This window comes from Caldicellulosiruptoraceae bacterium PP1 (assembly GCA_041320695.1).
Classification (GTDB): domain Bacteria; phylum Bacillota; class Thermoanaerobacteria; order Caldicellulosiruptorales; family Caldicellulosiruptoraceae; genus JBGGOQ01.
The window spans coordinates 82,289-107,025 of record JBGGOQ010000004.1 but is presented as its reverse complement, the minus strand read 5'-3'; the positions used below and the strand labels follow the sequence as shown (position 1 = coordinate 107,025).

Annotated in this window: 13 protein-coding genes and 1 pseudogene; 2 read left to right on the top strand and 12 right to left on the bottom strand. The window is 29.4% G+C overall.

Going from position 1 to position 24,737, the window contains the following annotated elements; genetic code table 11:
• Positions 1-11: 11 nt before the first annotated feature.
• The 9 genes from ACAG39_07750 to ACAG39_07710 form a co-directional block, all read right to left on the bottom strand.
• Positions 12-1,124, bottom strand: coding sequence for a hypothetical protein (locus tag ACAG39_07750; protein ID MEZ0537134.1), 1,113 nt, complete (start codon positions 1,122-1,124; stop codon positions 12-14).
• A gap of 85 nt (positions 1,125-1,209) precedes the next feature.
• Positions 1,210-2,628: an alpha-amylase domain-containing protein gene (locus ACAG39_07745; protein ID MEZ0537133.1), complete on the bottom strand. Its 1,419-nt coding sequence runs from the start codon at positions 2,626-2,628 to the stop codon at positions 1,210-1,212.
• A gap of 134 nt (positions 2,629-2,762) precedes the next feature.
• Positions 2,763-2,966, bottom strand: coding sequence for a response regulator transcription factor (locus ACAG39_07740; protein MEZ0537132.1), 204 nt, complete (start codon positions 2,964-2,966; stop codon positions 2,763-2,765).
• A gap of 40 nt (positions 2,967-3,006) precedes the next feature.
• Positions 3,007-4,932, bottom strand: coding sequence for a hypothetical protein (locus ACAG39_07735; protein MEZ0537131.1), 1,926 nt, complete (start codon positions 4,930-4,932; stop codon positions 3,007-3,009).
• A complete protein-coding gene (locus ACAG39_07730) occupies positions 4,932-6,866 on the bottom strand; it encodes a hypothetical protein (GenBank protein MEZ0537130.1) in 1,935 nt (644 codons plus the stop codon). Before ACAG39_07730 ends, ACAG39_07735 begins: the two co-directional genes overlap by 1 nt.
• A gap of 77 nt (positions 6,867-6,943) precedes the next feature.
• A complete protein-coding gene (locus ACAG39_07725; protein ID MEZ0537129.1) occupies positions 6,944-10,216 on the bottom strand; it encodes an S-layer homology domain-containing protein in 3,273 nt (1,090 codons plus the stop codon).
• 65 nt (positions 10,217-10,281) lie between these two features.
• Complete coding sequence (pulA, locus tag ACAG39_07720; GenBank protein ID MEZ0537128.1) at positions 10,282-13,692, bottom strand: type I pullulanase; 3,411 nt, start codon at positions 13,690-13,692, stop codon at positions 10,282-10,284.
• A gap of 880 nt (positions 13,693-14,572) precedes the next feature.
• Positions 14,573-17,584: an S-layer homology domain-containing protein gene (locus ACAG39_07715; GenBank protein MEZ0537127.1), complete on the bottom strand. Its 3,012-nt coding sequence runs from the start codon at positions 17,582-17,584 to the stop codon at positions 14,573-14,575.
• Positions 17,585-17,811: 227 nt separating this feature from the next.
• A complete protein-coding gene (locus ACAG39_07710) occupies positions 17,812-20,892 on the bottom strand; it encodes an S-layer homology domain-containing protein (protein ID MEZ0537126.1) in 3,081 nt (1,026 codons plus the stop codon).
• A gap of 194 nt (positions 20,893-21,086) precedes the next feature.
• Between ACAG39_07710 and ACAG39_07705 the strand changes: the two genes are divergently transcribed.
• Positions 21,087-21,686: a hypothetical protein gene (locus tag ACAG39_07705; protein ID MEZ0537125.1), complete on the top strand. Its 600-nt coding sequence runs from the start codon at positions 21,087-21,089 to the stop codon at positions 21,684-21,686.
• 33 nt (positions 21,687-21,719) lie between these two features.
• Positions 21,720-22,223 carry a hypothetical protein gene (locus ACAG39_07700; GenBank protein MEZ0537124.1) on the top strand — a complete coding sequence of 168 codons (504 nt, stop codon included), beginning with the start codon at positions 21,720-21,722 and terminating at the stop codon, positions 22,221-22,223.
• Between the two features lie 10 nt (positions 22,224-22,233).
• Here ACAG39_07700 and ACAG39_07695 read toward each other — a convergent pair whose 3' ends face one another.
• The 3 genes and pseudogenes from ACAG39_07695 to ACAG39_07685 all read right to left on the bottom strand — a co-directional run bounded on the left by ACAG39_07695 (position 22,234) and on the right by ACAG39_07685 (position 24,685).
• A complete protein-coding gene (locus ACAG39_07695; GenBank protein ID MEZ0537123.1) occupies positions 22,234-23,862 on the bottom strand; it encodes a CTP synthase in 1,629 nt (542 codons plus the stop codon).
• A gap of 78 nt (positions 23,863-23,940) precedes the next feature.
• A pseudogene (locus ACAG39_07690) lies at positions 23,941-24,345 on the bottom strand (HEPN domain-containing protein).
• Entirely contained in the window at positions 24,338-24,685 is a 348-nt protein-coding gene (locus ACAG39_07685) for a nucleotidyltransferase domain-containing protein (protein ID MEZ0537122.1), read from the bottom strand. The pseudogene ACAG39_07690 and the gene ACAG39_07685 overlap by 8 nt, the downstream one beginning before the upstream one ends.
• Positions 24,686-24,737: the final 52 nt, after the last annotated feature.

Here is a 24,737-nt window from a genome sequence, read left to right as displayed (position 1 = left end):
TTACAGATACTTTATTTTTGTAGAACAAATTCTAAAGGGATTGATAAAAATGAGCCACCACCCTGTTTAAAAGTAATTCCTCTTAAATCCAAATAAATTTGAGCTTTATTAATATATGGATACTCTAAAATCCATTCAAATTTCTCCGAACCATATAATATATAGGTATCTTTATTAATAATATTTTTAGTATTATTTGCTTTTAATTGGTTGAAGTTATTAGCACAAATATATCTATTTTTATCATCAAACAGTATTATTTTTTTAATGTTTATTATTAAATCAATCACTTTAAATTCTTTTTCATCTTGCTCATAAAATCCAGCTTTATTTAGTATCTTTAATTTTAAGTATGTCTTATCATTATCCTTAAAAAGATTTATATTTAGAACAACACCTTCTTTATTCATAATAGTAAGACCTGTTATATCTGAATATATTTTATACCCTAATGTTTTTAAGGTATCTAAAAGTTTATTATCAAGTTTATATTGATAATCAACAAATTTGTTATTTTTTGAATATTTTTTTATATACTCTTCATACTGTTCTTTATTAGCAGTAAATTTTATATCTCTGTTAGTAATCACTAAGCTATTAATCCTTAAATTTTTAATGTCAAGTATATACGTTTTTAAAAGGTCTCCTAAATATGCATGTGTAATATTTTGTAGCTCATTATTAATAGGAAAATACAATAATTGCTCTCGTACACTTTGTTTTGGGTTTATATTAACTATTGGTGATTTATTTATTGATGGATAAAAGGTGATATATGTTCCATTGTTTTCCTTACCAATCTTTATATTTAACAAATCAATTTGAATAGAAAAATTATTATAATTTGTAATTATTAAATCTAATATCAATCCTGGCTTTTGCATAATCTGTGGTTGTGCTTTTAAACTTGCAATCAGCTGAACTCCTCGATTATTTACTATTAATTTATTTCCATTTAATGTTAAGTATTTATCATTTTTAACATTAGGTATATATGTAATTATTTCTTTATTTACCTGTATTCCTTCTTTATTATATTTTATATTAATATAATTTAATTGTAATAAAATAAATATAAAAATTATAAGAAAAGTTAAAAATAAAATAATTATTCTTTTTTTCATCTATATTTTATTCTCCTTCTATTCTAAAAGAATTGAATTATTTAAATGGCAGTAAGGATTCCCTTACTGCCTTTATATATTTATATTATAATCCATCAACTGAATATACAGCATATCCTCTAGGAGGTGCCCAAACTTCAACCCAACCATTGCTATCACAATATTTACTCTGTGGTTGATAATTTTGACCACTAACAGTTGAAGAAAAAGCATATGCTTTAAGTGTTTTATTCTTAAGGTAGCTATTTGCTGTCTGTACCCAAGCACCTTTCCATGACGTTGGGTTATCATTTATTACAACAATGTAACCAGGACTAGATGTTGAATAACCTTTACTACCATAAATAATTACATCTCCATCATTGCTTTTAAGTATTTCAATGTTTGGACTACCACCACCTAATTTTTCTCTTACCCAAACAAGTTGCTTAATTCCATTGCCCCATTGTGTAGGTGCAGCTCCACCACCTGTTGCAAGTCCATAATCATAATAGTCTTTCCAAAATATAGTTGGATATCCTTGGTAAGTTAGTATAAATGCATAAGCCATCATTTTGTCACTTACAATTTCATCAGTATCATGGTTTGCCACAAAAGTAACTGCTTTAAAAGGATTTTTTGCGGCATAACTTTTTGAATAATCAAAAACATTTGGTAAATATCCACCACCACTTGTGTTATTACAAATGTCCTTTAACGTATAATAAAGAGCAAAATCAAATGCTGAAGCACCACTTTGACTTGTCCACCAATCTAATGTAGAAGTATTTGAATCCCAATATTCTCCAACACTAAATGTTGGGCTTGTAGCTGCATTAAAATCTTTTACAACCCATGGCCCAAATCCTTTTACATAATCGTATCTCCAGCTATCAAATCCAGCATTTGTTGAATTTTTAAGCCAGCTCATCCATGTTTTCATATCATTGTATGCTGAACCTGCTGAATAACAAACATCAGGGAAACCAGCAAAAGTTCCTTCATCAGCTTGGCAGTAATCATTAGGGTGAAAAGAATCCCAATTCCATTGTGCTTTACCACTGGCTGTATTTGTAAAATTTGTCCAGGTGTTGTAGCCTAATTTAGGGTTATACTCACTTGCACCACCAGAACGATGATTAAGCACAATATCTGCTGTTACAGATACTCCTAAATTTTTGTAAGCTGAAATAGCTGATTTTAGTTCTGATTGAGAGCCAAATCTTGTTTCAGTTGTTCCATCTTGATAATATTGTCCTAAATCGTAGTAGTCATGAGGATCATACCCCATAGAGTAGCCTCCTCCTTGCCCTTTAGAAGCAGGTGGAAACCAAATTCTATTTATACCATATCCCCCTGCCATACTTTTTAGTTCTGATGCTTTTGAAGCAACTGTATTCCACCAATTCCCGCCTGCCGGAACATCCCAATAAAATCCTTGCATCATGACACCAGCATTAGCAATGGTAGCTAATAAAAATACTACCAAAACAACAAATGCAATATTTTTCCTTAAGCCTTTCATTTAAGTTCCTCCTCTTGCAAGATATTTGTATTATTTAAATAAAATATTTAAAAATTCTTATAATTATTATGGTAACATTTTTATTTTTTTTTAAAATCACTCTTTTTTCGTAATACTATTTTTGTATAATTGAATTATTCAGCATTCATATTTTTATAATAGTAACTTGTTATTTGACTTCTGTTTTCTGATTTTGTTTTAAGCATAATATTTTTTATGTGTGTTTTAACAGTATGCTCACTTATTTTTAAAAAAAATGCAATTTGTTTATTAGTATTGCCTTCAGCTATTAATTTTACAATCTCTCTTTCTCTATCGGTCAAAATTTGGTAACTCATACTTCCTGCCCTCCTTAACAATTACATGAACAATTTTAATTTATAATTTAAAAGAACTAATATAATTGTTTATATTAGCGATATGATTATTCATTATACTTGCATTGTTGCCTATTATTGTTATTCCTTCTTTTATCTGCTCTGACTTATTAGCAATATCATCTACTTCTTTTTTTATTCTGTCAGAAAATCTTACACCTTCTAAAAACTTATTTTTAAGCAACTCTAATTTATCTAAATAATCTTTTATTTGTTGGTTAATATTTTTAGATATTTCAGATATATTACTAATGTCAACCATAATCTCTTTAAGTTTATATAATGTGTTATTTAAAAATTTTATCTCTGTATATGATTGTTTTTTAATATCTTCAATGTCTTTATCTAACTCATATATATTTTGATATAAATTATTTGTTAATTTATTGTATTCTATCAATTTGTTATTTATTGTTTCAGCAAAACTACCTATTGCTGTCAATGTACTTAATTGTTCTTTCATTTTGCTATTTTCTAATTCTATTTTAATTGAAACACTTATAAATTTAAGAGTATTAATATTATCAGTTAATTTGTTAAATAATTTTATTAATTTCATTATTTCTTTTTTTGCATAAACGCTTATTAAAAGGATTGTATCAATAATTTTATTAAAATTACTAAATGAATCTAATTTATTTTTAATATTTAATTCCATTCTAGTGATAAAACTATTTAATTCTTCCATAATTAATATTTGTTCATCAACCATATTCTCTATATCATTTGATTTAATACTATAATTATTTAATAGCTCCACTATTTCAAGATTATTATTTTTATTTTTTTCAGCATTTTCAACAGTTGCTTCAATTAGATTTTGTAACATTAATTGGTATTTATTGTTTTCAACTATAAATTCATTGATGCTACTTATTTTAAATTCTTTAGATATTGATATTTCATATAATGATTTAATTTGATTTTTTAATTCCAAAATAATTTTATAAAAAGAATTATATAAATTTTTTATAACTTCGTCTTCTTTGTCATCAACAATTGGTTTTACTTGCAAATCTTTATTTTTTACCAAATTAATAATGTTATTTAAGTTTTTAAGTCTATTATTGAAAAATATACCTGTTTGATAAGCAGTAATTATTATAAACAATAATGAAATTATAGTAATAAAGATATAAAGATATATTAATAAATATTCTTTTTTATATACTTCTGCTTTAGAAATATAGTATTTTACAGAAAACATATTATTTAAAAACATATCCTCTTTAATAATATAGCCTTTTCCTTTAAATTTGCTGTTATATAGTAAATTATTTTTTGCTGATATCTCAATACCTGATAACCTATATTGATTTTTAATTATATTACTTTGATAAATGTATTTATCTGTATCAATTAATAAATATATTTTACCAACTTTTGTCAATGAAACTATATTTAATATATCAGAAGATAAAACTATGTTTTTGTTAAGTAAATATACTGATACTGGCATATCTCCTTCAATTTCGCCAATTAACTTTAATTTAGAAATAGTGTCTTTATTAAAAACTAACTTATTGCTACTGCTAAACAAAAATTCCTCACCATTTCTTGAAAGCATATAAACCAAACCACTCACTTGTTTTGCTGTATTCTTAAGATTTTCTTCTAATAAGTTGGATAATGCTTTATTCTCGGTTTTATATCTTTCACTTTTACTTAAAAAAATATAATTTATTAGATCTCTGTTTAATGTAAATGAATTTAAGACATCAGTGTAACTAATAAGTTTACTTTCTATTATTTTAGTTTGATTTTTTATTGAATTGTTTAAATTTAATTCAATTTCTTTCTTAATATTTGATTTACGAATAGTGTAATTTATAATTACTGTTAATAATATTAATATAGAAAACATTATTACAAGCAATTTAAAAATATCAGAAGTTATTTTATTTTTTTCAATATTTATTCTTTTCATTACTTTTCACTCCAATATTTTTCAATGTAATTTAATTTATCAAGCATTTGTTCAGCAGTTATTTGCATATTGGCTAATAGCTTTTTATAATCTTCATTAAGTTGTATAAGTAAATTTTGTTTTTGAATAACTTCATCTATTACATGGGCATTATCTCTATATATATTAGTAATACTACTGCATATTTCGCCTACTTGATTTGAAAGTGTATCAACCATTTTCGACTTTAATTGAATAGCTGATATTGAGGAATTATAATCATAATATATGTTTTCTTTCTCTTCATTGTAATTCTCTGACGTATCATCCTTGATATTTTCTATTAATTTATCTATCGTTAAGTTTATAGCCTCAATATTTTGTTTAATTATTTTTGTGTTTTCGACAATACTATAGCTTATTATGTTTAGTGTTGTATTTGACTCATCTTTAGCTGTTTTAATAATTGTATTAATTGAAATTAAATCTAACTGTTCAATAGTTGGAAATATATCACTACGTATTTTTTTAAGGTCTTTTATCCCGTTCAATGATTCATTAAGATATAAATACTGTTTATTGATAAATTTTTGTCGATGTTGAATATCTTCAAGTTTTTCTAATATATTTTGAGTTTCATCTTTTGTTTTTATCATATCATCTATAATTCGTTGGTTGTTATTATTTATATTTTTATTAAACTGATATTTCATTTCATTTAGATAATTAATGTTTGTATCCAATGCAAAATAACTTCTTCTGAAAGATAACCACTGTGATAAACTATCTCTTAGGTTATTTTGTATTTGTTGTATTGATTGCATAATATTGTTCACTGCTAATTGGGTGTTATTAATTGCTTCCTTTATTGATAATGTAATTTCCTTATTTTTTGATTCTGTTTCTTCTTTGATTTTAGACAATGAATCTGCAGATGATAACATATCATTTAAATAAACAATTTTATTTTTATTTATTTCCTCATTACATATGTGTTTGTTTATTAAATTTATTTCTCCCAAAATATTATTTATTAGTTTATCTATAAATTTATATAAAATTATCAAAATTATTAGCGAAAATATAAATGGTATGTATTGTATTTTATTACTAACTATGTTAGTTTCAAAGTACAATGATATAGGTAAATTAGTGAGCATTGAGGTATAAATAAACTTGTTTCCTTCATATCTATAACTTTCGCTATTACTAATCAATTTTTGCTTAATATCTTTTATTTTCTCTCCCTTATAAATTATTTTATTATTAAATACTAATGCAATATTTTTATTGTTATTTTTATTATTTAAATATTCTGCAATTTTGTCATAAGATATGTTTATTATGAGCAAAGTATCATTTCCATTTTTTGTCTTATCCTTTATTTTTTTAAAATATGATAAATTGGTACCTAATTGTTCCTTTGGAACATCAAGCTCTTTTTCAATTCCAATAGGCATTATTCCCCAGCCATCAGTTTCTATTTTATCAACAATATCTCTTTTTTCTTTAATAATATCATTGTTGTAGGGGCATAATCCTCTTGTTTGAACAGTTATGTTTTTATTTTGGGGTATATATGCTAGTGAAGTTATTATCTTTGATGTTTCAGCAATTGAATTTATATACGTTTGTATTGAATTTTCAATAGAATATTTGTCAAAATCATCAAGTATATTATAATTAATAAAAAAATTTTTTATGTTGTTGCTATTTGTAAATGAATCTGCTTGGATTGGAATCAAGGCAAAATAGTACTCAAGTTCCTTAGATAAAGAATTTTTAACATTCCTTGCTGCATTTATTTGGGAATTCGTAACAATATTATTTGATAACACTATACTACCTGTAGTTAATATTAAGGCAATTATAGATAATAATGCTATAATAATTAATTTCATTCTTTTCATATTAGAATAGGATTTAAATATTTTTAATACTTTTTTTGTAAACATATATCATCTCTCCATATATAATAGTTAAGGATTGGGAGAAAAATCCCCCAATCCTTTATTGATATTTAAGTTGCACTTTATTTATCAGCCCATTTTTGAACTTCATCATTGATGGTCATCTTTCCGCTTCCATCATTTTTCACAGTAATAACTCTATTTGATATTTCATTACCATTTTTATCTTTTTCAACTTTAGACCAATCTCCACGAACATATTTATATTGAATTTGAGTTCCTTCCTTCATATAAATAGTAATCGAATATGTTTGATTATCTATTTTTGTTAAAGCTAATTCGCTATCTCCTGGATTCCAATCGGTATAACCTAAATTTGCAAATGTTCCTGCTATAATAATTTTTTCATTATCAGGAGTATTTTGTGGAACTTTAACAATAAATTCGACTGGTATACCTGTTGGATCACCTGGAACAAGTTTTACATCACTACCTATATAGCTTTCTAAAGTAGAATTCTTTTTCTGCAATAAATTATATATTGCATTAAATACCTCATATCTTGTTGCATAAGATGTAGGATTGATGTTATTATCAGAAAGCTTAATTAACCCTTCAGAAACTGCTAATTTGACATACTCTTTTGCCCAATTTGATACTTTGTCAATGTCATTTATTGTTGCATCACTTTTATCCAAATCAATATTTAGGTGTTTAGCCATTTGAACAATAATCTTTGCTAGTTGTTCTTTTGTTATATTGTCATTAGGTTTAAAATTCCCATTGTATCCGTCAAGAATACTTGCATTTTTAAGTGCTTCAACATATCCTCTGTACCAAGCATTTGGTTCTACATCTTTAAAATACCCTTGGAAGGTTATAGGTGATAGATTATATGCACGAGCTATTAAAGCTGCTAATTCACTTCTTTTTATGTTAGAATCAAGATTTATGTTATTTTGAGCATCACCTGTTATAATACCAAGTTGGATTAATGTAAATATGTCTTCTTGGTTTGAGTCAATATCATAGTCGTTAAACTGTTTTTGAATTTTAGCTATCACATACTGGCCACTTTTATTTGCTCTAAAAATAATTTTATTTTCTTGTTTGATAAAATCTTTAACTGGTATTAAATTACCATTATCTAAATAGTAAACAACATTATCTATAGCATCTGAGGGTATATCCGTAGATATATATATGCCATTTAGGTCAATTGTTTGATTATCAGCACGAATATCAATATTGAGCTTTTTAGTTACCTTTACATCTAATCCTTTTAGAATATATTTTGACTCTAAATTTTTTAAATTTGCATCATAATTTAAGGACATACTAATGTCTTTATCAGACTGTAACTTATAAGTATCTATTGTAACAGTTGTTTTACCAATTTGTAATTCAAGTTGTTTTACATCTTTATTATTAAGTAATTCAATAGCTTTTTTTTCAATTGTTACTGCTGGTGTTTGATTCTCAGAAATCTTATTAAATACTACAACTTTATTACTTTTATCATTATCAATCTTTGACACTGTGGTTGTATCTATTGTGATTTTATTTTCTTTTTCTGATGGAAATAACTTAACTATATCTCCATATACAATGCTCTTCTGTCCATTTAATAAAACTGTTACAGGGTTAGGTTTTACAAATGTTACTGAAGGTGATGTTGGCCCTAAGTCTGCAAAAGAAGCTATTGTATCATTTTGAGTGGTTGCTGAATTACCAACTTTTAATGTCCTATTTGCAATTTCAGCACCAGTAGAACTTTTTTCAACCTTGCCCCAGTCTCCTCTTGTATACTTGTACTGAATTGTTGTCCCAGATGTTAAATATAATGTTATCTCTCTTGTATAATCACCTATATTGTTTAGCTTAATACCACTTGGATTCCAAGTAGGAAGTTTATTTGTTCCAAAATCTCCTGCTATATAAACATCAGAATTAAGTGGTGTATTTTGGGGAAGTGTTACTTTAAAGGTAACTGGAATGCCGCCTTCAACGCCAAGTATATTTGATTTCTTTATAACATTTATATCAATATTTTTTGAATTTGTTGATAGAATTTGACCATATTGTGCATAAACGTTTAGCGTTACTGTTGTATCATTATCTGGTCTGGTTACACTTGCATTTGAACCATTTATATTAATAACATTTGTATTATTTGACTGCCAATTGAGTGAAATATTTAGATTTATATTTTGACCATCATAAATAAAACTATATACCTGATTTGTAACAACTGTAAAATTGTTTCTTACAGAATCCTTACTTTCACCATTTGCAAAAGTAACAAGGCTATTTACATCTGTTGAATAGATACAGTTATCTAAAGCCTGCACTAATATATCTGTGGGTATATTTTTCACTGTAAGATTATATGTTGTAACTTTTTGGATGCTTCCAATTGTTGTTATTATGTTAACAACAATATTTTTATCAATCCAGCTATTATCTACTAAAATACCTCCAGTATATGCAGTTCTATTAACTAAAATATTACCTTGATTATCCAAAACTTCATATTCAATTGTCTTAGTTATCTGATTTGCATTTGGAGTGTTAAATGGTGCTGATATTTGCAAATTAGCTCCATTAAAGACAGTTCCATTATTAGTGAAATTAGTTGGTACAACTTCTAAATCTTTATCTGTAAATAACCAGCCATGTAACAAGTCCAAATAAAATTTAGTTTTTAAAAGATTACCGTTTTCTTTTAATGCTGGTATATTAACGTTTCCTCCACCATCTTTGAAATTGATTACACCATTATCTCCTGAAGCATTCCACGCCCAAGAAAGATTACCAAACCCACCAACTACTATTTTAAATTCATTACCAGTATTATCATTATTAGTATTATCAAAAATATAAGTATATGCAGCATTTAAGACAGGTGAAAACTGATACTTACCATCATCAGGATTCCACTCATTATTTAATCCAACAAACTTGATTGCATGTGTCCCTGTAAAATCTGCTGGTCCATTAGGAAAATGGATACTATCTATTACTAATTGTGAATTTTTAAAAAACCAGAATTTAACTGTCTGATTATTGCTTACTGTAATAGGTATATTTGTATTATCACCACCAACCTTAGGTGCACCTGTACACCATGTACTTCCATTTATCATTGCTTTGAACTCATATGTCCCTGCAGTAGTGAATGTATATTCACCATAATAAAGTCCAGGTGTTATAGATTCATTTAACACTATTGTAGAATTATTAAAGTTCCATGAACCAGCATCAGCCCAGTTACCTACTATTTTTACAGTATCTTGAGCCTTTGCTTTTTCAAAAAAGCTAAAATTGAAAATTGATATTGTAAAGATAAGCAAGGTGAAAAAAGCTATAAATTTTCTTAAAGATAATTTTTTCATAGTATTCTTTCCTCCTTTTTACTTTTTTAAGTTTGGGAATGTTAATTAAACATTCCCCAAAGTTCTTATTTATCAGCCCAGTTTGCAATTTTGTCATCAATTACCATCTTTTTATTTTGATCTGCTTTAACAACTATTTTTCTATTATTAATTTCTTCTTTATTTGCTCCTTTTTCAACTGTTGCCCATGAACCTCTAGTATATTTATATTCAAAAACATCTCCATCATTTGCTTTAATGATAACTTTGTAATTACCTTGTGATACCTTTATTAATTCTAAAGCATTGTCTGCATCACCTGGATTCCAATCGCTCATGTCAATTTTTGCAAATGAGCCTGCTATATAAATAATATCATCATCTGTTCCTTGTGGTACTGTTACATTAATTTCAACTGTAACATCACCTTGACCGTATACTTTAACTTGATTATCTCCTGATGCTGTAGCTAATGAGACTGGCTTTGTATCTTTATCTAATTTGTATCCATCTGGAAATTTATCAGCTTTATATGCTATAAATGTACTAATTGGTGCAACAAATGCTTTAGATGAAACATAATTTGCTAATTTTTTAATTGGTGTTGTTCCAACTTCATCACCATTGCCAACTACAACCCAATTGCCTTCAGGAAGATTAATCTCTTTTACCTGTTTTGTCGCATTATAAACAACAATAATGTGATTCCAAGTATCATTTGGATAGCTTAATTCATACCCAACAGTTCCAGATGGTGTTTGTATAAACTTCAAGTATTTATTTATATCCTCTGCTGTTGTTAATCTAAATGCACTATGAGCTTTTCTAAGTTCAATAAGTCCTTGATAGTATTTAAATGTATCAAACCATTTTACCTTTAGATTCCAATCATACTTATTAATTTTATCCCCAGCATTATATGAATTATTGTTCATATATTTTGTTCTGTTAAACTCAACTCCACCATGTAAGAATGGTATACCTTGCGTGGTGAGAACAATTGCATTTGCAAGCCTACCCATTTTGTCTTTTACTTCATCACTTTCATTTTTAGCACTAAGTTGAAGTTTATCCCAGAGAGTCAAATTATCATGTGCCGATACATAATTTATTGTTTCGTCTGGATCAGTTGCAAACTCATCTATTGCACCTTTAATTCCATTTTTTAAATCTTGCGGTCTATTTTGATAATTACCTTGCATAAATCCTTTGGATTCATTATCTAGATTACCTCTTATTGCCTCTCTAATTCTGTCATTGAAGAAAGCTATATGAAGCCCTGCTTGATTTTTTGAGCCTATTTCCATTCTCAGTTCAGGAGATAATGCTGATGCTCCTCCTAGCCAGCCTTCACCATAGAAAATTGCTGATGGATTTATTTCCCTTACTTCTTTTTGTGATTGTGCCATAGTAATTCTATCAATTGCCGCCATCAAATCAAATCTGTAACCATCAATATGATATTCACTTGTTAGATATTTTAGTGTATCAATTATAAACTTTCTAACCATTGGTTTTTCGCTTGCAACTTCATTTCCAATACCTGAACCATTTGAATAATTTCCGTCTTTATCAAGTCTATAGAAATAACCTGGTACAATTTTATCAAATATTGAAAACTTAGATGCTTCTCCAATCTGGGCTGTATGGTTAAAAACAACATCTTGTATAATACCAATACCATTTTTATGGAGTGCCATTACCATTTGTTTATATTCTTTAATTCTTGCAATACCATTAGGATTTGTTGCGTATGAGCCTTCAACATTTTGATATAAAACAGGATCATAACCCCAATTGTAACCACTATTAACTTTATTTTCATCAACTGTCGCAAAATCATATGTTGGTAGTAAATGAACATGAGTAATCCCTAACTCTTTTAAGTGACTAATACCTGTTTTTACCCCATTAGGTCCTTTTGTATTTTCTTGAGTAAATCCAAGATATTTACCTCTAAATTCAGGTCTTATACCACTTGTTGCATCAATTGTAAAATCTCTGACATGTGTCTCATAAATTATAGCATCTTCTTGATTAGGTGTTTTAACAAAAGAATCATTTTCCCAGCCAACTGGATTTGTATCTTTTGGATCAAATATTAATGTTCTTTCGCTATTTGCTGATGTAGCTTTTGAGTACGGGTCTGGAACAACATTTTTTCTAATTGTGTCATCTGTTAGGGAGTTTGATGCCAGCCATACTTCATACTGATAATATTTTCCTTTTAGGTTTCCAGGTATTTTATAAAACCATGTACCGTTTTTAGACTGCTGCATTTCATATTCTTTATATTTATTAGTTTTATAATCATCATAAAGCCTTAATATAACATTGATTGCTGTAGGTGCCCACAATCTAAAACTGGTGCTATTTTGTGAATATGTTGAACCAAGGTCATTACCATTGTAGAAGTATTTTTGATTGTCCAAAATGTTTCTTGGTATAGCAATAGTTGATTTAAATCCATTTTTTGATACTGTATATGGAACTTGTGGTTCAAGTTCATCTTCTGTTGTTATTTTAAACTGATCTACCTTTGTTATTTTTTCATTACCTGTATATAATTCCTGAAGTACTTTATCATTGCCCATACCGCCAGGGTACCAAGTTGCTTCATTCCCATCCCATGAGGTAAACTTAAATTTAGCACCAAAGTTTATCCCGTCTTTACCAAAATCCTTAATAAGTTCATAGTAACCTTTTTCGCTATTCCATGTAAGTTTCCAATTAGGTAAGGGCTTATATTTGCCTTCTGATGATGATGTGCCGCCCCAGTCATTCATTGTCCCAGATAAATAGACTTCAAGCTTTCCTGAAGTATCAGTAAATTTAAAATCACCAGAATTTGGTTTTAGAATGAATCGAACCTTTGAACCGCCATCAATTAACTCATAACCAACATCTTCTGGTTTAACATTCTTTGTAACTTTAGGTAAAACCGGTTCTACCTTTTTTATTTTAATATCATCATAAAAAGCCTTTATGCTAAAACCTTGTAAAGCATCTTTTTGGGATATATCAGCCTTTTTTGCTAATTTTACAACTATGGTGTTTAGTCCATCCAAATATGCAGTCTGCTTTGGTGTTTTTTGAGGCTGTGTTTCATAAATTGGTTGTTCACTTTCTATGAGCCAAACTTCTTTTGTTCCATTAATGTTTTTTATAAATCGATCAACACCTACATCCTTTGCTTCCCAATTCCCTTTTCTAACAATAATACCTGCTTCGGTAACAGTTCCTGGTAGTTCAACCTTTGCTACCATACCAAAGTCGTCTTTTTGTGTAAATGCATATGCATTTCCTTCAGCTGAATTTGGTTTTGTAGGCCATATCCATAAGTTCCAACCTTGGTAGTCTTCATTGTACCTATAGTAGTGTATTATAAGTGTGGTTTTGTTGTCGTCTGCTAAAGAAGCTATTGGTACAAGAGTTAATGCAAAAATGATTAGAAGAAATGTTGCTAAAATTCTCCTACTGTTGAAATTTGTTTTCAATTTTAAATACCTCCTTTTATTAATGCAATCGTTTGTTGATAATAATTATAAAATATTAACAAATATATTTCAAGAGTATATTTATTTTTATATATTATTAATTAAATATATTTGCTTAGTAATATCATCAATAATGCATTCGGTTGCATTTTGCATTGATGTTGCTTCTGAAGTTTATTAAACTGATAATATTGAAAATGAAACTATTGAAATGTTGATACAATATGGTTATGTAATTTGAAATTACTATGCGAATGATACTATCATTCGGTATTAAATTATTTATTTGAAATGATTGATTAGAATCAGACTCTATATATTGGAATGGTAATTCCAATATTTATTTTTGAAATAAAAAAATGCACTTTATTCAAATGCCTACCTTGATAAAATATAATTAAAAAAACTTATAAGAAGGCATTTGATAATAACTATTAGATTATCTGTTATTATTATCATTCTTGTGTTGATACTTTTAATAGTTGGTTTATAGAAATTATTAATTAATTTTATATCCTTTACACAATGGTTGTATTGAAGGTTTTAATAATAAAATTAAAGTTAATAAGAAATGCTTTATGATTTGAATATATTGATAGATTTAGGAATAGAATCCACCACTTCTGTAGAAAATGATTGCCTTTATTCTAATTTTTTCAACCAACTGCTTAGTTGGTCTGTTTTGTCATGTTCAATTTTTGATTCAAGTTAATAAATACATTCACAATTCAATTATTAACTTTAAAATTAGTTAGGGTAGGCATTTGATTAAATTACCTACCCTTACTATTGATATAGCGACAAATAACAGAGGTAGGTATTTTATTCCTACCTCTGTTATTTATAAATTTTATTCAAATAAAATTTATATTGATTATAACTATTTTGAAGTTACTTTTACATTAATTTGAGGTTCAACAGCATTACCTGCAAGAGCGTCCTTAATATATGTTGGTGAAACTGTTATATAATAATCAGTTGTTGCTTCAGGTGCAGTAATTATTAATGTCTTAAATCCATCTTTATTTTCACCACTACCATAAGCAACATTTGAACTATCTAATGTAACAAATGAACCATCTGCTACTTTAACCATAATAATGCTTGCATAAACTTGAGAATCATATGTTGCTTTGACAGTTTCACTAAATGTTAATTTAATTTGTTTTGAGTTATCACCAGTTGCAATTGTTACTGTAGGTGCAATACCATCATTAACTACAAATGTATCAGTTGAATTTCTATAATTCTGTCCATAAATATCTGTTATTTTACTAGAATCCCAAATTGAAATGCTTGTATTTGCAGTATCAGCTGGGATATTTGTTGTTGCTGTAAATTTAACTACATTACTATTTGTAGTATCAATTGTTGCACTACTAAATGCAAATTCACTGTTGCCAACTTTTAATTTTAATATTCTAGGATCTACTGATACAATTTTATTATTAAATGTGACAGTAACTTCTGTTGCTGAAGTAGCCTTTGCTGAATTAATTACTAATGCATTTGCACTACCAATTAGTGATACAACTGCTACACCATTTGTCTCTATTAAATTACCTGCTAAATCTTTCATAGCAAATAACTTGAATTTTTCTGTAGTAAATGTTCTTGCATTCTTAAAACCAATTGTAACACTCTTATTATCAGATGCTACAGTCAAACCGGTAAAGTTTGATACTGCAGATAATGGATATTCATTATTTCCTGCATCTACGTATACATATGAAGATACATTTGCTATTGTATCTCTATTCATTGGTTCTGAGAAGAATATCTTTACTACATCATAATCTGATGTTGATCCGTTTTCAACTTTAAATTTGTCTGAAACAACTGGTTTTACAGTATCTTTTGCTGTAATAGGTTTCTCAACTGTTAGCATTGCATTGCCACGTATAGACATATCTTTAAAGTTTTCGAACTTAATTGTGTAGTTCCCACCATTAACTGATGCCAAACCAACTTTATCTGCTGGTATTTGTAATGTATAGTCATCTGTCCACCATGAAGACTGCACATTATTAGATGTTGTACCTTGAGTTACAGTACCATCTGTTTTACTCATTGGTTTTGAGAATACTACCTTAACAGTATTACCATCTAATACTTCGATATTATTAATTACTGGTGGTATTGTGTCATCTGTAATTGATAAAGTATATGTTTGTTCAGTTGATACAGTATTTCCAACTAAATCTTTTTGATTTTGGTAAGTTATTGCAGCTAATAATGTACCAAATGATAAAGCTGGTGATAATGTCAATTTAACCTGAGTATTATTTGTATTATCAACAAATTTAGCTGTTGCAACATTGCCATTTACTTTAAATGTTCCATAAGGAACTGTTGAATCTGTACCAGAAACTAATGGTTCATCAAATTCAACAATTATTGTTTGTTTATCTTGGAATGTAGCTTTTACTAATGTAGGTGCTTTTATGTCTTCTTGAACATCAAATGTTGTTTGTTTAGCCACCATTGTATAATTAGCAAAATCTTGATAACCAGTAATTTCAATGTTTTGTGTACCTTTTGTTAATGCTGAATAAAGTTCAAATACTATTGAATTTGTTAATGGATCAACTGATGTAATTTTTGCAGTTATATATAAACCATTAACTTTTACTTTATCTCTTAATGAATATAAATCTGATTTTGTTTCGTTAATAGGTTCACTAAATGTTACTTTAATTTGTTTTGGATTTAAAGCTTCAACTTTTGTTACTTCTGGTTGTTTTGAATCCAAAACAGATACTTCTTTGCTAAAGTTTGTTAATGTCTTGCCAAATTTAGATTTAACACCATTTATTAATACATTATATTTTGTAAATTGATCAAATTTATCTGACAAAACTACATATACAGTTTTATTATCATCAAGTAATTTCAAATCATAAATATCTTTACCATCAACTTTAATTGTATCATTTTTAACTAATGTTGCTGGATCAACTTCATCGTTAAATTTGATTGTAAATGACTTAAGATTGTCTGGATTTGGAACATCTGCTGTTAAATCTACTGGAGCGCCAGCAAATGTTTTTGTTGTGTCTTGACCTCTGAAGAATACTTTGTATGTCTTACCTGCTACTTGTGGATCTGTTGTTACTTTAACTTTGCCTGTAGCAACATCTAATGTAGCATCTTTAACTGCAAGTGTCTTTGTTTCATCTGCAGCATCTTTAACTTCGAAATCTGCAGCTGTTACATCACCATCTTCTAATGTATAACCAGCAGCTGGTTCAAGTGTTACAACAAATGATGTATTATCACCTGGTTGAACATCCTTAACAACTGGAGCTGGTTTTTCTGGTGGGAAGAATGCAGCTGCAAATCCAACTGCTGCTTGACCTCTAACTACAACTTGCCCTATACCTACTTCATCTTCAATACCATTGAAGAATCCAAGGTCAAGTGCTTTCTTTACATAGTTGAGTGGCCATTTCCCTGCAGCTGGTGTTTCGTTAGCTGCAGCAACTAATAATTTGCAGAGCTCTTCAAATTTGATTGGAGCTTCTGGCTTAAATGTGCCATCTGGATAACCATTTACAATACCGAGCTCTTTTGCAGCTTCTATATATTTCTTTGCCCAATGGTCAGCTGTATCGCTGAATGAAGCATCAGCATCAGCATATTCTTCTGCAACATCTTCTTGACCTGTTGCACGAAGTATCATTGTTACAACTTCTGCTCTTGTGAGAGTCTTATCAAGCATAAGATCTCCATTTTCGTTACCTTGTAAAACGCCCTTATCTTTTAGAACCTTAGCAGCATCATCATACACAGGATTTGTTGTTGCTTCGTCCTGTGCAAATGCAGGAGCTACTATAGTTAGGGCAAATAGAAGAACTGTTACGATTGCAATAAGTCTTTTAAACTTCTTCATACCCTAAAAAACCTCCTTGTATTATTTTAGGGGCTTTACCCCTTACTTACATTAAAATTTTAACAGGTATATTTTTCATAGTCAATTATTAGAAGTGATTTGTAATAGAATTGTAATTTTATCGAAATATTTTTGAAAAAGTATTAAACCCAGTATAAATATATTTTACTATAAAAAAATAAGGGTCAGAGAAATTTTTTCCCTAACCCTTAATATTTAATGAGCTTTTATTTTGCTGAAACTATTGATGGTAGAACAGGAACTATATCATTAGCACCTGTTGTAGCCTTATCTTTAATTAAACCTGCAGATATTAATAATGAGTATTGCTTATCTGTTGCTGAAATACCATTTAGCATTAGAACTATTGTCTTGAATCCTGATTCATTACCATCAGCAATTCTGTATGTTACACCGTTTTGCAATTTAACTCTTGCATAATCACCAAACATCTTTGAGATTATGATTGAGTTTTCAATATCAGCGTATGTTGCAGCTACAGTTTCTGAGAATGTTACCTTGATTTCGCCTGCATTGTCACCAGTTGCAACTGTTACAGTTGGCTTAATCTGGTCATTTACAACATAAGCACCACTGTATGCTAACTTCTTGCCATATGTGTCAACTATGCCATCAACATAACCAGCATTAGCTAATGCTACTAATGTGTAGTTTTGTACATCAGTTGCATTTATTGAGCCAGCAAGTGTTAGTTTAGCTACATTTGTGCTACCATTGTTGTCTGGGTCAACTACTGCACCTCTTACTGCAATTTCAACAGATGGTGTTCCACTGTATACAAGCTTTAAGCTTGCTGGGTTTATTGAACCTATGCTTCTATTAAATGTTACTTTTATTTCATTTAGTGATACTGCATATACATTGCCAGCAACTGCAAAGTCTTGGTTAGGTAACATTGCAATTGTCTTAAATCCATTTGCGTCTGTTACTATTGTGTTTCCTGCTAAGTCTTTTAGGTTAAATACCTTAAATGTTGCTGTTTGAGGTATTGTTCTTGCATTCTTCATGTAAATTTGTACACTCTTCTTGTCTTGAGCTACTACAAGTTTTACAAATGATGCAAGTGAACCTAATGGTTTGTCTGCTGTTCCATCATTATAGATATAGTTACTTGCATTAGCAAGTGTTGAAGCATCCATAGCTTCTGTGAAGTAAAGTGTTACAAAGTCATTATCTGAGTTAGCTGCATCTTGTGTTACTGCAAAATATGGTGCTGTATTTGGTTTCTTTGTATCAGCTACTGATATTGCAAAGTCTTTATCAGCCATTGGGTTTTGTCTTATTGAAGCATCTTTAATACCTGTAATTCTTAATGTGTATGATGCTACATCTGTTGAGTCAAAGCCAAATGTTGCTGCTGGAATAATCATAGTATCTTGTGTTGTACCAAACCATGCTGGGTTTATTGCAACACTTGCCTTTTCAGTTGTTCCCTGAAGTAGTTTTACATATGGTTGATAGCTTGAATCAAAGTCAAGTCTAATTGGTTTTGTAAATGTTACTTCTATGTCGTTATTTGATTGCATTTCAACCTTCGCATCTGGTGATGTTGTATCATCAGCAATTTCTACGTACTTTGTTTGTTCGGTTGAAACGCTGTTTCCTGCTAAGTCAGTTTGCCCAACATAGCTTACTGCAACAAGTCTTGTTCCAAATGGTAATGATGAAGCCATCTTTAATGTAAACTTAGTATTGTTTGAATCAGCTACTGGAGTAACTGTTTGTGGTGCAACTCCGTTTACCTTAAATGTTCCGATTTGATCTAACATTTCATTAAATGTTATTTCAAATGTCTTTGAGTCAACAAGTGCTACATTTGTTATAAATGGTGCTTGAACATCTTCTGCTACATCAAATGATACATTTTTTGTATCCATGCTGAATGATGCAAAGTCAACCAAGCCTGAAACTTCAATTACATGTGTTCCTTTAGCAAGTGGTGAATAAAGCTTTAATGTTATTGACTTTTCAACCTGATCTACTGCTGCTATATTTGCTGCTACTATCTGGCCATCAATCTTAATGTTGCTTCTTAATGGATAGTAAGCTGGGTTAGAATCAATTGCTTGGTTAATTGGTTCTGAGAACATTAGTTTAACTGTTTTGTAGTTTAATGCACTTGCACTTAACAATTCAGGTCTTTTGATGTCAGAAACAACAAGTTCTTTTGTGTAGCCAGATAAAACTTTACCATAAATTGATTTTATGTTATCTAATGAAAGAGAAATTTTTTCAAATTGGCCTATGTTACCACTTACAACAACTACTGCTGTTTTGCCATCATCTAATAGTTTTATTGATTCAATTGTGTGATTAGCAATCTTTATGTTATCAGTTGTTAATGTTGTGCTGTCAACTTTATCATTAAATTTAACATTAATTGCTTTTAGGTTATCTGTTGATACTTCAGCTACATTTAGATCAGCTGGTAGACCAACAAAAGTCTTTGTAGTATCTTGGCCTCTGAAGTATAGCTTATATGTCTTTCCTGCTTCTTGAGCTGCTGTCTTTATTATAGCTTTGCCTGAAGCTGCATCAAATGATACGTCTGAAATACCAAGAAGTTGTGATTCATTTGCTGCATCTTTAATATCAAAGTCAACTGCTGCAACATCTCCGTCAGCTAATGTTTGTCCTTCTGCTGCTGCAATATCTACTTGGATTGAAGTGTTGCTTAGTGCTTGAACATTCTTAACTGTCAATTGCTTTTCTGGTTGGAAGAATGCTGATTGGAATGCAACTGCTGCTTGACCTCTTATAACAATATCACCAATACCTACTTCATCTTCAATACCATTGAAAAGCCCAAGTTCAAGTGCTTTTCTAACATAGTTTAGCGGCCATTTTCCTGCAGCTGGTGTTTCGTTCATAGCTGCAACTAAAAGCTTGCAAAGCTCTTCAAACTTAATTTTTTGTTCTGGTCTGAATGTTCCATCTGGGTAACCATTTACTATACCCATTTCCTTTGCAAGCTCTACATACTTTTTGGACCAGTGATTAGCTGTGTCCTTAAATGAAGCATCAGCATCAGCATATTCCTCTGCTGCTGCTTCTTGACCTAGGGACCTTAATATCATTGTTACAACCTCTGCTCTTGTTAGAGCTTTTGTTAACATAAGATCCCCATTTTGGTTCCCTTGCATGACACCCTTATCTTTAAGAACTTTAGCTGCCTCGTCGTATACAGGGTTTGTAGTTGTTTCACCCTGTGCAAAAACAGGAGCTATGATAGAAAGGGCGAATAATAATACTGTAATGATAGCAATAAGTTTTTTAAACTTTGACATGCTATATAACCCTCCTGATATAATTTTTTTATCGGGTTTTACCCGACTTACAATTCAATTTTAGCAACGAGGTTTACATAAGTCAATTAAAATGACAGACTTGTTATCTAATTGTAACGTCAATGAAACACAATTACAAAAATATATTAATTATATATGAAAATTAATGTATAATATCAAAGAGGTGGTTGTGTATGAAAATATTTAATGGAAAATTATTGTTTGTTGTTATAATATTCCTGTTAATTTTTTCATTTATTTTGTATATTAATTTCATACATGAACAATATTTTGCTAAATTACCAATAGAATTAAAGGTAATAGTCCTTACATTAAAGGGTTACTACGCTGATGGGTTTTATAATGGTGATGTAAACACAATTGATTTTAAAAAACTAAAAGTGGGTGATATAATAATTGTAGGTAATCCAAAAAGTGTTTATGGAACTTATACTCACGCTGCCTTGTATATCGGCAATGGCTTAACAGTAGATGGTAATATTGGTGAAGGAATTAGATATGTGCCTGTTGAACATTATAAATACTATTCTTATGGTAAGATACTTCGCATAATGACTTCAGATGACATCAAAATAAAGGCTTGCATAAACATTGAAGAAAATGTTGGTAGTGTTTTTTTCTTATTAGCTCCTATCCAGAATGAAAATCTTACTTACTGTACAAAAATGATTTGGACAAGCTTTAAAAAGGCAGGAATTGAGCTTTTCAAACCAAATAGAATTATAGTACCCGATGATTTTCTGAAAAGTAAATTTGTTTATGAGGTGAAATAGAAGGGAGGAAGGCTCTTATATTAGAGCGATGATATGAAATTGAAATTTTCTGAGCAGTTTTTCTTGTGGCTTTTTTTAAGTCTGTTCTTCTTTGCTGGAACAAATCTCTTCTCTAAAAATGCTGAGCATCTTTTAATATGGTCAATTTTTTGTATTCTATTAATATATGTTTTAGCATTTGGCTTTAAGTTTTACATAACTGTTAGCTTTATTTTGTTCCCAAGCTTTTTTGTATCAATTTTAATGTTAATATTTTTTATTTTCAATGTTTATTACTCAGCTATATGGGACTTTTTATTACAAGCACTCTCTATTGAACTTATGGGAATTGTTCAGTATTCAAAATATATAAAGCCAAGCTTTATTCTTGGAAAACCTATTTATCTTTTTGTACATATTGGCCTTAACATTCTACTGACAATATTGTTTTTAGCCTTTTTGCCTATTTCAATATCATCTGGGCACAGAAAGCATGAGAGAAGATATAGAAGCTCGAGAGAAATAAGTAGCTTTTATAATTATAGGAGAAGAAGATAAAAAGAGAGGATTAGTCCTCTCTTTTTTTCTTATTTTCTATCGAAGCCCTTATAAAATCTGCAAAAAGCGGGTGTGGCCTTTGTGGTCTTGATTTAAACTCAGGATGAAATTGCACCCCAATAAACCATGGATGGTCTTTGTATTCTACAATCTCAACAAGCCTTCTGTCTGGAGAGATACCAGATTGTATTAACCCTGCCTGTTTAAATCTTTCTTTATATTCATTATTAAACTCATATCTATGTCTATGTCTTTCATAGATAAGTTCCTCATTATATATCCTTCTGGCATTTGTATTATCCTCAAGTTTACAAGGATAAATACCAAGCCTCATTGTTCCACCTTTTGTGTAAACATCCTTTTGCTCTGGCATTATGTCAATAACAGGATATGGTGTTGATTCATCAAACTCAGTTGAGTTAGCATTTGTAAATCCTAAAACATTTCTTGAAAATTCGATTACAGCACACTGCATACCAAGGCATATACCAAAAAATGGAGTCTTGCTTTCTCTCGCATACTTTATTGCAGCAATCTTGCCCTCAATACCTCTATCTCCAAATCCACCGGGAACTAATATGCCATGAGCATCTTTTAATAATTCACTTGCATTTTCGTTTGTAACTTCCTCTGCATTTATCCAGAGAATTTTAACACATGCACTATTAAAAATTCCTGCATGTTTCAATGCTTCGGCAACAGAGAGATAAGCGTCATGAAGCTCTACATATTTACCAACCAATGCTATCTTAACACATTCGGTTAGATTCTTTTCTTTTTCTACAATTGAAACCCACTCTGCTAAATCTGGCTTTGTACATGGGAAGCCCAGTTTTTCACATACAATTTCCCCAAGTCCTTCATTTTCAAGCATCAATGGAACTTCATAAAGGCTCCCAGCATCAAGATTTTGAATTACATACTCAGGTTTTAGATTGCAAAACAAGGCTATTTTTGACTTTAAATCATCTGAAAGTGGTTTTTCAGTTCTACAAACTATTATATCAGGCTGAATACCTATACTTCTTAGCTCTTTTACTGAATGTTGAGTTGGCTTTGTTTTAAGCTCTCCTGATTTACCAAGATAAGGAACCAATGTTACATGGACATACAAAACATTTTCTTTACCAATATCAGTCGCAACCTGTCTTATTGCTTCTAAAAACGGCTGGCTTTCAATATCACCAACAGTTCCGCCAATTTCGGTTATAACAACATCGGTTGAATTACTCTTGCCAAGTCTATATATTCTTTCTTTAATCTCATTTGTAATATGAGGTATAACCTGAACAGTCCCCCCTAAAAAATCTCCTCTACGCTCTTTTTGTAAAACCGACCAATAAATCTTTCCCGTTGTAACATTGCTATTCTTTGTTAAGTTCTCATCTATAAACCTTTCATAGTGTCCTAAATCAAGGTCGGTTTCAGCTCCATCATCTGTTACAAAAACCTCACCATGCTGATATGGGCTCATTGTTCCCGGATCAACATTAATATAGGGGTCAAACTTTTGCATAGTAACTTTTAGACCCCTTGCTTTTAATAATCTTCCAATAGATGCTGCTGTGATACCTTTTCCAAGTCCTGATACAACACCACCTGTAACAAATATATATTTTACCTTCGAATCCTTAGGCATTATATTACAACCTCCACAAGATTTTGTCCTTAACCTTTATATTATAATGGATTTCATATACAAATGGAATATATAATATTAGGTATTATTGTATATTTGTATCAAATATTGCTCAATTTTTGAAATAAATATTTCAGCATTTTTAATCTGATTATCTGCTTCTTCTTTAGATGCATAATAAAAATCTTCATAATCGCTTTCATGCCTAATATTATTAGCTTGAAGAATAATTTCAGATAGTTCTGTCTAAAATACCCCTGTCTTTATATATTGCTTTATAAAATATGCTATAACACCAGAATGTTTTTTGGAATCAAATCCATCAATTGCTAATACTGCCCTAATTGCATGAAATATTGCATAGTATGATCTATTTACTGCTCCATTATAATAATCATTTTCAAAGTTTAGTTTTGAAATCATAAAATCTTCTTTAGCTTTATCAAGTCTATACTTTGATAATTCCAATCTATAATTATCCATATAATAATTTACCTTCCTTATTAATATTAATATATAATGGTATAAAATTAACTTTTGAAGTATATGTGCTTTTCAATGTTATAATCGAAGAAATCAATACTCCATATCTTAAAATTATTTCTGATTCAAGCCTTACAATTTTTTGTTTATATAATTGCAAATTATTTATATCATCATCAATTACAATTAATATATCTACATCTGATTCTTCATCCCAATCTCCGCGTGCATAAGATCCATACAATATTATTAAAGATAATCTATCGCCCATTAAATTTTTTAAACCTTCAATATATTCAATTAACCATTTTTCATTTTTCCTTATGCTATATCTTAGCATTTTATATTTTCTCCTTATTAAAATTTGACTTTATAACATTTTCATATTATTT